Source organism: Aquimarina amphilecti, assembly GCF_900109375.1.
Classification (GTDB): Bacteria; Bacteroidota; Bacteroidia; order Flavobacteriales; family Flavobacteriaceae; genus Aquimarina; species Aquimarina amphilecti.
This window is the reverse complement of sequence record NZ_FOAB01000013.1, coordinates 46,321-57,894: the sequence shown is the minus strand read 5'-3', so window position 1 is coordinate 57,894 and position 11,574 is coordinate 46,321. Positions and strand designations below refer to the sequence as shown.

Annotated in this window: 9 protein-coding genes; all 9 read right to left on the bottom strand. The window is 31.2% G+C overall.

Annotation, left to right across the window (positions count from 1 at the left end; all coding sequences use genetic code 11):
• Positions 1-97: 97 nt before the first annotated feature.
• The gene (locus BMY33_RS22900; protein WP_091412867.1) at positions 98-1,036 is read right to left on the bottom strand and encodes a tetratricopeptide repeat protein; all 939 of its coding nucleotides are present in this window, start codon (positions 1,034-1,036) and stop codon (positions 98-100) included.
• Complete coding sequence (locus BMY33_RS22895) at positions 1,036-2,904, bottom strand: hypothetical protein (protein WP_091412865.1); 1,869 nt, start codon at positions 2,902-2,904, stop codon at positions 1,036-1,038. The genes BMY33_RS22900 and BMY33_RS22895 overlap by 1 nt, the downstream gene beginning before the upstream one ends.
• Before the next feature lie 65 nt (positions 2,905-2,969).
• Positions 2,970-3,137: a hypothetical protein gene (locus BMY33_RS23660; protein ID WP_170837162.1), complete on the bottom strand. Its 168-nt coding sequence runs from the start codon at positions 3,135-3,137 to the stop codon at positions 2,970-2,972.
• 88 nt (positions 3,138-3,225) lie between these two features.
• Complete coding sequence (locus BMY33_RS22890) at positions 3,226-3,750, bottom strand: hypothetical protein (RefSeq protein ID WP_170837161.1); 525 nt, start codon at positions 3,748-3,750, stop codon at positions 3,226-3,228.
• A gap of 2 nt (positions 3,751-3,752) precedes the next feature.
• Positions 3,753-5,312 carry a LysM peptidoglycan-binding domain-containing protein gene (locus BMY33_RS22885; RefSeq protein ID WP_091412863.1) on the bottom strand — a complete coding sequence of 520 codons (1,560 nt, stop codon included), beginning with the start codon at positions 5,310-5,312 and terminating at the stop codon, positions 3,753-3,755.
• Positions 5,313-5,427: 115 nt separating this feature from the next.
• The gene (locus tag BMY33_RS22880; RefSeq protein WP_091412862.1) at positions 5,428-6,660 is read right to left on the bottom strand and encodes a DUF3289 family protein; all 1,233 of its coding nucleotides are present in this window, start codon (positions 6,658-6,660) and stop codon (positions 5,428-5,430) included.
• A 36-nt stretch (positions 6,661-6,696) separates the two neighbouring features.
• Positions 6,697-8,409: a DUF4280 domain-containing protein gene (locus BMY33_RS22875; protein ID WP_091412860.1), complete on the bottom strand. Its 1,713-nt coding sequence runs from the start codon at positions 8,407-8,409 to the stop codon at positions 6,697-6,699.
• A 2-nt stretch (positions 8,410-8,411) separates the two neighbouring features.
• Positions 8,412-9,206, bottom strand: a complete 795-nt coding sequence (locus tag BMY33_RS22870; protein WP_091412858.1) for a hypothetical protein — start codon at positions 9,204-9,206, stop codon at positions 8,412-8,414.
• 23 nt (positions 9,207-9,229) lie between these two features.
• Positions 9,230-11,020 (bottom strand): type VI secretion system Vgr family protein, encoded by a 1,791-nt coding sequence (locus BMY33_RS22865; protein WP_091412857.1) that lies wholly within the window; start codon positions 11,018-11,020, stop codon positions 9,230-9,232.
• Positions 11,021-11,574: the final 554 nt, after the last annotated feature.

Below are 11,574 nucleotides of genomic sequence, written 5' to 3'. Positions count from 1 at the left end.
AGTTTTTATTAATTTAACACTCAAAAATTATAATCAAACACTATCAAATAGATAATTTGAAAACTATATGAGTTTAATTTCGAAATCAAATTTTGAATTAATTATTTAATCTATTTCGAATGTACTTGGGAATTTGAGTTTTTTGTTCTTTACTATTCATTAACTCTATATATTTAGCATAAGACTTTCTTGCATCTTCTTCATTTCTTAAGCTCCAATATGCATCTCCCATATTCAAATAAGACTGAGAGTTTTCATGGTTCTGTAAAACAATTTTTGATAAAAAGATTGTTTCTGAATAAAGTTCTCTCCTTTTTAAATTGCTCTCTATTTGATTATAACTTAATAAATTGCTTTTTGAAACAGGGATTTCTCGAGTAATAATGGTTAATAATTTTTCATTTCCAATAATATCAAAATAAGATCGTTCTCTTAGACTATCTACAAGTGGTTTTAATACTAGCTCATTTACTGTCTGTAAATTATCTTTAAAATAAATTGGTTTTAATTCTAATGAAGCTAACGTATGTATTTCATAGTTATTTATTGATATTGTTTTTAGTACCTTAGAACCTTCAAAGCTAAAAGAATTTCTACTACTCCCATAAAACACTATTTTTTTCAGATAAAAATTATCAGCGTCTTCCTCCCCAATAAAATGATTAAATAATATATACTCATTACCAAAACTAAAAGTATAATTTATATTAAATCCACCACTAGAGCATTCAAGATCAATGTCTGGTAAGGAATCATAACCAAAAGTACTTCTATTAATTTCTATATTTTTTTTAACAACAATTTTATTTTTTCTTTTTATAATCAGTTTCAAAATTAATTTATCTCCTATAATTTCTTTCTGAATTAAAATTGTTGACAACCTATTAGTTTCACAGGATAAAGTATACTGATTACCTTTCAAAACTGAACTAGAAGTGGTTTCATAACTATTTGTACTAGCACAATTAAAAAATGAACTAACTAACAAAATCAAAACAATCACAAAGGGCTTATAAACATTATTCATAGTAATCATTACCTATTTCTCATTTTGTTAAATCTTTCAGCCATATCTGTACCTCTTCTTGTTACTCCATAATCTTCTAAAATTGCAGTTTCATAAGTCTGATGATTATCTCCCCAATTTAATGGATTCTCAGACACATTAGGATTCCTTGCGAAAAAATTATTCAAGGAATCTCCAAGATCATTTCTAACATATGCAGGTCTATTTATATGATGATCTAAAGCGGTCGCTCTTCCTAATCGTGATATTAAAAAATCACCTAATGTATGAGAATAACCTCTAGGTACAATTGGCAAAACCCTATCTCTTAATCTTGAGATAAAATCTTCTATTTGTTTTACTTGAAAATCATTATCATTTACTGCATTTACTATAGGTTCTAGTGGCTTACATTTTATTCTGGAACCGAAAGTAGAGGCATAAAAGCCCTCCCTTATTTTACGCTTTAAATCGCTACCTGTAATTTTTTGAGCATTAGGATCATCCGGATCTTTATAGAACATAGTATTATTCTCTACTGTCCAACCGCAACTTTCAAAAAGACAAACATATTTCTCAGCGTTAGAATTTTTAAATTCTGCTACCTGAATAGGGAACTCTCCTTGTCCAGTAGGATTAATTGTTTTTTGCATTGCGCCAGCAGTAACTATTTCACTATCATATGATTGAACCGAATCAAGATTACCTTCGTTCGGAGACATAATTATAAATATATCTTTTTCCATACTAGTAACTATTCCTTTTGAAATTATTTCGTTCCATTTAGCATAATCTTTTAATTTGTAACTACCGTTATATATTGGTCCATATACTTTAACCGTTCTACCATATCTTGTGCATCTAAACTGTCCATCATATTTTTTCCCGCAATTACAAACCTTAAGCTTAAAATATGAATCGTTATTTTCATTTAAAAACTCCTCATCATAATCCTGTTTATCTCCACTTACTTTTACTTTTAACCACAAAAAATCTATTACCGGGGGTAATTCCGGCTTTTGATTAGAGGGTAGAGGATAATCCTCTGGATTAGTAGATACCTCTGACCCAATTTGTGGCACATCTGATCCAAAAGTTAGTGGAACAGACGGAGTAATTAGTTGCATTTCTTCTACAGAAGGAGGAGGGAGACTAATAGGTTCTTTAGGTGTAAATTTTTCTTTCCATTCACTGTAGATCGTATCTGGATCTTCTACTTTGGGACGAAATTTAATTTTTACAACAGCTTCTCCTCGATCGTTAAAAATAGCTTTTAGTTCGGTTTTATTTGTATTCTCATTTGGTTCTTCTGCTTCTATAGTATCATACTGAATAACTGTAAGTGGAATTTCATCCTCCATTAATAAAAATGGGCTCCTTTCAAAAATTTCTATAGTTGCTTCTTTATCTTTTAAAGCAAACCCTTTTACAAAAATATAAGCATCTCTACCTAAAACACCACTTTTAATTTCTATAAACTCTTCTGTTTCTTCTATTGTCATCACTGGAACCGAAAGTTCTGTATCTTTTGGGTACTCACCATTTTCAAGTACTGAAGCTACAAGTTCTTCTGTAGTATATAAATCTTGACTTTCTAAATTTTCATTATAATTATTAGTTATTGCTGTAACTATTCTATTATAATTTTCATCAGAAACAATTGTCATTCTACTTCTAAATTTATAAAGTTCAGAAGGAGATCCTACATTCTCAGTTCTACTCTTTTCTATTTTTCTTTTTGCAAAGTATGCGTCAAGTAAGCCTTCTTCAGCTTCATTGGTAGCAAAAGTAGTTTGATTCGCATAATCAGCCCAATTACGATTAATCTCCTCAATTCTTTTAGAACGAGCTTCTATCAATTGTTGTGCTGCATTAATTCCTTCTTTATGTCCACTCATTCTAATATTCTTTTTATTACAAATAGATGTAATAATTCATAAATTTAGATGCCATTTATTTCTAATCATCCTATACAATTTACAGATTTCAATTCTAGACGATTTTCATTAACTTTAAATCTGTAAAGAGTCATTGATTCTATTTCTTGGTCATTTGCCTTAACAGGAACTAAAAGAAGATTGTTTTCCATTCTCACTGGATCATAACTTCTTAGCACTTCCATTAAATCCACTGTAAATATTTTTTTATTTAGTATTTTGTTCTTTAATAAATATCTCCTCTTTCATACAAATGCGCTAATTCAAGTTTATTAAAGTTATTTACCCAGCAAAATCTATTACCATTATTTTATATTTACTATTACTCTTATTAATTTTTAGGTATAACCCAGTTTTAAAGCCTATAAATACTTCCTTACAGTTTTTGTTTTTTAAATCATCTTTATAAAGAATTTCGGTATTTTTAGAGCTTATAGAATCTATTAAGATATCTTTTTCATTAAACACTTCAATATTGAATATGGAATTAAGGTTAGATTTTGAGTTTTTGAATTTTAATAAAAACTCTTCTTTACTATCAACTTTAGAACCTATAAATTTTAAAGGATAACTATTCTTTTCAGATAAAGCGATTAGATCATTACTATAAATATGATTAATATAATTAACAACAAATTCATTAACCTTTAAGCTATCTGAAAATTTAATACAGCTTTGATAATTTTTAATACTTCCTTTTTTTATTGTCCTTTTTTCACTGATGATCGAATTAATAGTTACGTTAGTGCAGGAACTAACTAACAATTTTATGATCAAAAAATAAAACAAGTATAATTTATTTTTCATAATCATTCTACCTCCTGTTTATCTTCAGACGGGATTATCCCCCATTCCGTATGTATTCTTGAAATGTCTATATTTCTGTCATTATCCGTTAATTGATCATTGAACCCTAACTCATAGTCAGCTGGGACATAAAATCCATAAAGTCTTTTACTTCCTATTGATTCTCCGTAAGGAGCTAGTTTTATAGAATTATCTTGATTTCCTCCTAAAAGGATGTAATCGCCATTAGTTGCCATTCCAAATAAAAAACCTGTATGACCTCTCCATTGACTAATGTTCGCATATACTACTATGCATCCATAAATAGGCACTTCTATTTGTTTGAAATTTTTATCAAAATTTTCATGGATTGGGGCTAAAGAACTAGCGCTTAATGCATAATTATAACCACTTTCTTCCATACACCAATTCATAAAAGCAGCACACCAGGGTCCATTTCTCGAACTTGTTGGTTCAAAAGGATTTCCTACAAAACGCAAGTAATTTTTGGCCATAGTATACATTGGTTCTATTCCTTCTACTATGCCTCGCGCCTTTTTTGCTTCTCTAATAGCAATTTCCATCCAAGGAGCACGTTTATTAACTTCTAAACTAAAATATTCTCCTCTTTCTTCAGGAAAGCGTCTTTCATAAGTGCCATTATCTCCAGCTACTTCTACTTTTAACCATAAAAAATCTATAATTGGAGGTAATGACGGTTTTGCCCCAGGAAGAGGAAAATTCGCTGATTGATTCGTAGGAGATAATACATATTCTCCAGGAGTACCATTTCCGAAAGTTAATGGTTGTTCTGGCTCAATTATTTGTATTTCTTCTTGAGTCGGAGGCGGCAATGTCATTCCTTCTTCGGGTTCTTTGGGTATAAATTTCTCCTGCCATTCTAAATAAACTGTATCTGGATCTTCCTTTTTTGGTCTTAGTTGTATTTTTACAATTGCTTCTCCCTGATCATTAAATTGAACTTTAAATTCTGTTTGGTTTTCATTGATCAAGTCATCTCCTTCTGGATCCAAAGATCCATATTCTAAAAATGTCAACGGAGTATCTTCAGCCTCCATTAATAAAAAAGGACTTTTTTCAAAAACTTGAATTGTCGCTTCTTTACCTTGTAATGCAAAACCTTTTACTACAATATAGGTGTCACTACCCAAAGTTACTATGTTTGTAGGATTGTAATATACCTCAGTAATCATGGGAATTACATTTGGTATAATTAAGATATCTCCGACACCAATCTCATCAGCTGAATCTAACGATGAATTGGCCTGAACTATATCTTCCACACTTACATCATCATAACTATTCGCTATTCTACCAAGAGTATCACCACTTACAACTGTATATGTTTCAGGTTCTGTTTCTGAAGAATCATTTGCTGGTACCTCCCGTTCTTTTTTCTCAGCAAAATACGCATCCTGTAGGGCTTCTTCTCCTTCATTAGTAGCTAAAGTTGTTTGATTTGCATAATCAGCCCAATTGCGATTAATCTCCTCAATTCTTTTAGAACGAGCCTCTATCAATTGTCGTGCTGCATTAATTGCTTCTTGAATATGTTCACCCATAATTTCTTATGATATAATATTATATTTCTTTATCTATAGAATTATAAAAGATCACCTCCTATTTCTAGAAAAGTATCAACTATTTTGTTATTTACCTTCTAAGAAAGTTTACCAATTAGGAAACAGGTACAAAAAAATCTTTTTCAAAAGTTATCTTTGTTAAGAAAGGTTTATAACCTCTTACATGTTGCAAGAAAAACCATCCTCTAAATCCTGCTCCTAGTGAATAAAACTTTTGCATATCCGGTAAATCCAACCCAAAATGATCCCAATAAATCACCTCGTATTTGATATCATAACCGTTTTCTTTTTTAGTATATTCAATAACACTTACTTCGTAACTCCAAACATCATTCACGGCAATTGTTAACCCTCTAAAAAGATTGTTATCTTCTCCTCTAGCAAATGAAGGAGAAGCACCCGATCTTCTTTGCCATCTTATAGATGTATCTTCTGCTGCTGCAATATTTCCTCCCCTATTCTGTATTCGTTGTGTAATGTCATTTTCTAAAGCCGCACAAAATCTTTCTGTTGCAGAACTCTCGATAGCCGCTTGATTAAGTTCAGCATTCTCATAAATCCCTCCTTCATTATTTTGAAACTTATCAATCATGGATGCTATATTTTCTCTTAATGCACCTGAAGAAAGTTGGAAAGCCATGATTCTAAAATCATCAAAAAGCATAAAATCAAAATTCAACCTAGTAAGATTAAATAAAATAGGTCTTATTTCTGTTATTTCTTCGGTCTTATATATTGCTTTATCTGTAATCCTATCTCCATTTGCGAACTTTATATGTTCTGTATCATTAAAACCATCCTGCTCATATTCTTGCTTGTAAGCTTGTATCTCCTCTTCTGAATAAATCAACGTACTAGGTTCTCCTGAACCGTAGGCCATATCATTGGCAATTGCACTTCCATCTTCATTTAATCCTGGTATTCTATAACGTTCTACATAAAAAGGCACTTCTATATCTTGTAACATTGATTCAGGTAAATCCGTAGGGACGTCTATCTGAGCGGTATCTTTAATTACGATATCTACTCCTCCCGTTGCACATCCAATTGTAGAGTCTTCTAACAACATAAACTCTCCATCGATTTCTAAATTACTAGCAACTCCTTGCCATTGTTTAGGAGCAATTACACCAGCACAGGGCGGTGGACTTTTTCTCCATTTTTTGCATACTCCTCCAAAAACAAGATTCGATTTGTTTCGATCTCCATTGGTCGCACATGGTGTATCTTGTAATTGCACTTCTGTATGTGACACAACAAGTACTCCATCACTAGAACAGAGCGGACAGCTTAAGGTAGCTCCGTTTTTCACAAATTGTCCAGACATGATTCATAGGTTTTAAGCGTATTTTTTTACATAATCTTATTCTATATCGGTATTATTATAAACCAAACTTTTATCTTCTCTCATAATATCCCATTGCCATTTAAAGAAAGAATGCATATTGCCTCTAAATCTATTATCTAATGGCTCTTTGTTAAGATCTGGTTCGAATTGAGTTGGATAATCCATATAATTATCTGTAAATCCTCTATAAAAAAGGAAAGGAGTATTAAATTCTTCTTCAAAAGAATGCGGTAATGAAAGAGAATGCCCTATTTCGTGGGGAACATTATGAATTTCTGACAACCCTCCTCCAAAAATAATACACGCATTTCCCCATTCCACATTGGATATATCCGTTAGATCAGCACTAGCTAGCCCTCTCCATTGTATAGGAGGAAGGCCTTCTCTTTCAAGAATTCCCGTAACATTTGTATAAAACAGGAATGTTTTATTATGACCAAATTCTTCTATACCAGTTACTGGTTTATAATGTCCATATTTATCATATAACCTAACCAAATTATTTAAAAATCCATTTACTGAATTAAATTGAGGTCCTATATCCAAATTTTTAGTAACAAAATCATCTTTAAACTTTTTTACATCTGGATCGGTATCAGGTAAACTATCTATATCAAAATCATCATCAAAAACTTCTGTCTGTATTAAGGATTGAACCGTGGACTCATATTTAATAGTTGTCTTATAATTAGGATTCAAAATTGCACGCATTCCATCTATAATAACATTAACTGCTATAACATTAGCAGTGGCGATAGCATTATTATTATAGACCATCAGTTTACCTACTTCTTCTTTTTCTCCATCCAACTCTGCATAGATTTTTATTTCTTGGTGAGCTTCCAAAGGATTTCCTTCACATTTTATAGTAATTACTTTTTCAGTTACATAAAGCTCTTTTGTAGTAATACCTAAATCCTTAGTTTGCTTTTCTGCCAAAAGTTCACTTAAACTTATTTGCGATGGTGTAACGATAAGTGAATCATTTGGAGATTCAAAAATGATTTTAGTAGCATCGCCAACCAACGGCTCTATTGCTTCTATTTCGATATTTAATAGGGCTTGATTAACCCCATTATATGTTGTATCAGGAAAAATAGATAACCAAGCCGGATAATACTCTTCTCCATAAGGAGTAATTGGATTTACCACATCCTTTGTCTTGTACTCTTTTTTTAAATCTTCAGGATTTTTACAAACAGCTAATTGTTGATTTAAAGGTCCAGAAAAAGGAGATCCGGCATTATCATACCCAATAGTTTCTATTGGATAGATATGCTCATCCCGTAACCAATCAAACCCATACTCGCCTTTATAATCATCTGGTCTTCTTATATTAACCAAAAACTTTTTTAGTATGGCATTCTCCGTATCTGGTAAATCTGTTGGAACATCCATCTGAGCAGTATCATCAATACCAATATCGACGCCACCAGTACTACAGGTAATTGTAGAATCTTCTATTAACATAAATTCTCCGTCAATTTCTACATCTGTTGCAACTCCCTTCCATTGCGTCGGAGCAATTACACTTGCACAAGGCGGTGGGCTTTTACGCCATTTTTTACAAACCCCTCCAAAAACAAGATTAGACTTAGTTCGATCTCCATTTGTTGCACAAGGAGTGTCTTGTAATTGCACTTGAGTATGTGATACGATTAATGTACCGCTACTAGAACATAGAGGACATTTTAAAGTAGCTCCATTTTTTACAAATTGTCCAGCCATTATTATAGTTGAATTATACTAACGGTATTATGATATTCTTGTCTGCCATATTTTTCTATACTAGAAATTACAGCCCGCTGCAACCAAGATTCGAGTATACCTTTAAAATTATAAGTTCCGTTTACCGAAACATACTCTTTATTTTTGGGATAATGCGACTGTAACTGTAACTGAACATCTTCTGTTTCCTTTGCTGATTGCAATAAAACATCTTCTTCTGTAGTAACCTTTCCGTATTTTGTGGATAAATACTGTGATGTAATACTACACGAATCAGAACTATATTTTTGATACATCGATTTTATTAATCCTCCAAAATTATGATACAGAGAAATATCTTTTATAATCTCTTCTTCTGAATTTAATATCATTTCTGTCTTTAATATGAAGCGTTGTATTTGATTTCCTTTATATTTATTTTCAAAATACATTTTTATTTTACTCCAATTTTCCTGTAATTCATCTATATTATCTATGGATAAGATTTGCCCTTTATAAGATACTTGTAAATTAAGTTTGTTATAAACGGAAGCTGTTCTTTTTATAATATCTTGCATTGCAAAGGACCCGTCAGAGAATTGAAAATTATCATTTTCAATCTCAACATTTACAAAACGAATGTATGGTTGGTCTTCATTGTATTCCATAGAAAGAGAAACTTCTTTCTTCCGAGAACAACGTATTTCTCCAGAATAATTAATAAAATTTGTACTTTCTATCAAATATTTGTGCATTCCTTGTTTCGGAATATTTAATTGTATCTCTTGTGTTCTAAACCTATATTTACTTGGGATCATGACTTATGTGTTAAAAAATACGTTTATCCTTTACTAATTTTTACATTTCCTCCACCTTGAAAAGAAGCTGTTGCTCCACAAGCAATCTTCATATTTCTTTTACTCTGGATTTCTGCATTACCACTATTCTGAATTAAATCACCTCCGATAGTATTTTTCATTTTACTTTCTACTGTATTTGTATGATTAGAAGAAGAGGTGTCAAAATTCCTTTCTGTATAAATTGTTGTATCTCTACCAATATTAAATGAAGCATCCTCTTTAACATTCATTTCGAAATTCTTTGCATTCAATGTCATGGTTTCCAATGCTGTAATGGTAATATTATTATTGGCAGTATCAATATGAATTAGATTTTCATTCTTATCTTTTATAGTAATAAACTCCGCTTTATCAGTATCATTTAATTCAATTGTATGCCCACTTCGAGTTCTAATAGCTTTTACATTGTTTTTATCTGTTTTCCATCCTGATGGATTCGCAGATCCATTATACAATGCGCCTAGTACAAAAGGTCTTTCGGCATTTCCTCCCTCAAAACCTATCAATACTTCTTCTCCTACTTCTGGAATAAAATGAAACCCTTTATCTCCTCCAGAATGTGGTGTCATCACTCTAAGCCAAGGCGTATACACTCCTAATGGTTTCTGCCAATTTAATTGTACTTTAATTCTACCGATTCCTTCTGGATCATCATTAGCAGTAACCGTAGCTACCTGAGTTTCACTTTTGGGAGTCCTAAAGATATTTGTATTTGGATACACATCTTGATCTATGGCTATTCCTTCAAAGAGATTGATATACTTACCATTTTCAGTTGCAGTATGCGTTATTTTGATAATCCTATAAACTCCTTGATCATTATTTTTTTCCTTTATTTTTACTATTCTTCCTAAACTAACACCAGGATTATCGCTTTTACCAGTAATAATAACTTGTTTAATTTCTTCTGCTTTTTTTTGTTCCTTTACTAAATTACCCAGTCGTTGCTTTGTTTGAGTATCATTAAAAGTATTTAAAAAAACCTGTGTTTTATGAGGGAACATTTCTTTACTCTTATTAGATGCAAATCCATTATGCCCATTGATAGAACTTGTAATTTCTGAAGTGCCAACTTCATGTTTCTCATTACTTAGATAATCATTAGTAAAAAAAGAATAACTATTAGATCTAGGTTGTAAACGTCTAGAAAATTCTTGAAGATCAAACCCATAAGTTAGTGCAACTTCTTCTGAATTTTGAGGTTCTCCAAATATTAAATTTTCACCATCATAATAAAACCATTCTCCGTATTGAGCGGATAGCCTACTCGCAAATTGAAAACTACTTTCTCCTTGCTGCACACAATAATGCAATGGATTATTAAATCTTGTAGTTATTGTAGTATTTAATTTTGAACGATCATATTTCTGAAAAACATCCGTAAGAATGGATGTTAGGTTTTCGTCACTAAATGACGCATAATGAGGTCCATCATCTGTAAGTATTGAATTGCTTTTAGCCTTTATCAAAATAGAATCTCCCATAGATTGATGAAATCCGTTCGTCACTTTTACTTCTGTAACAACTCCATTAAACTTTAACTCCTTGTAAACGTTAACTGAGTCTAACGATGAAATTGAAAGAATAATAGTTTGCCCTAAAAAATCATTGCTTTCATCTTCATAAAGATCAGAAACTTTTTCTAAGACATCTTTACGACATAAAATTTCTAGTGAATGATGATCATCAATTTCTTGCTTAAGTGTAAGTTTCTTAAATGCTTTTATAGAAACTCCCCCAATAAAAATTTGGATATTAGATTGAAGTGCCATTGCTGAGTTTTAAGATTAATTTGTGTAACCAATTAAAGAAACAAATTGTTATTCTTTTCAACTAAATATATTCAATGACAATAAATTAGGTTTTAAAAATAAACGACAGTTCTTTTTGGTTATTCCAAATTTAGAAAATAACACAGCTTAGATCAACCAGAGATTCAGTGGAAATACACCCCTGAAAACCACTATGATTATCAACGGTTCGCTACTAAAAAAATTAAGGATTATCCGTAAAAAGATTAATTAGACTAAAAAAATAAATGAGAAATTATTTGATTCCAATCCAATAGAAAAGAAAAACTGGATATAAAATAAATTCATATCCAGTTGTTAAAAGTATGTAGTATACATTTTGTTTTGGGGTTTAAATTGGTAAAAGTCTATCTATGAATTGCATGACTACTAGCCGCTGGTAATTCTTGTAAAAACTTTCTCAAAATACTCCAATTGATTTTTAATGAAATAAAATTTGTCATGATTTCCTTTTTTTAAATTAATAAACATTATTAAACTGATATTTTTATTGCCCTATCAGTTGCTTAGTAATT

What these genes read in the sequence shown, in the direction of transcription:
- BMY33_RS22900 (WP_091412867.1), bottom strand. Translation starts at nt 1,036, where the DNA reads ATGATTACTATGAATAATGTTTATAAGCCCTTTGTGATTGTTTTGATT.
- BMY33_RS22895 (WP_091412865.1), bottom strand. Translation starts at nt 2,904, where the DNA reads ATGAGTGGACATAAAGAAGGAATTAATGCAGCACAACAATTGATAGAA.
- BMY33_RS22890 (WP_170837161.1), bottom strand. Translation starts at nt 3,750, where the DNA reads ATGAAAAATAAATTATACTTGTTTTATTTTTTGATCATAAAATTGTTA.
- BMY33_RS22885 (WP_091412863.1), bottom strand. Translation starts at nt 5,312, where the DNA reads ATGGGTGAACATATTCAAGAAGCAATTAATGCAGCACGACAATTGATA.
- BMY33_RS22880 (WP_091412862.1), bottom strand. Translation starts at nt 6,660, where the DNA reads ATGTCTGGACAATTTGTGAAAAACGGAGCTACCTTAAGCTGTCCGCTC.
- BMY33_RS22875 (WP_091412860.1), bottom strand. Translation starts at nt 8,409, where the DNA reads ATGGCTGGACAATTTGTAAAAAATGGAGCTACTTTAAAATGTCCTCTA.
- BMY33_RS22870 (WP_091412858.1), bottom strand. Translation starts at nt 9,206, where the DNA reads ATGATCCCAAGTAAATATAGGTTTAGAACACAAGAGATACAATTAAAT.
- BMY33_RS22865 (WP_091412857.1), bottom strand. Translation starts at nt 11,020, where the DNA reads ATGGCACTTCAATCTAATATCCAAATTTTTATTGGGGGAGTTTCTATA.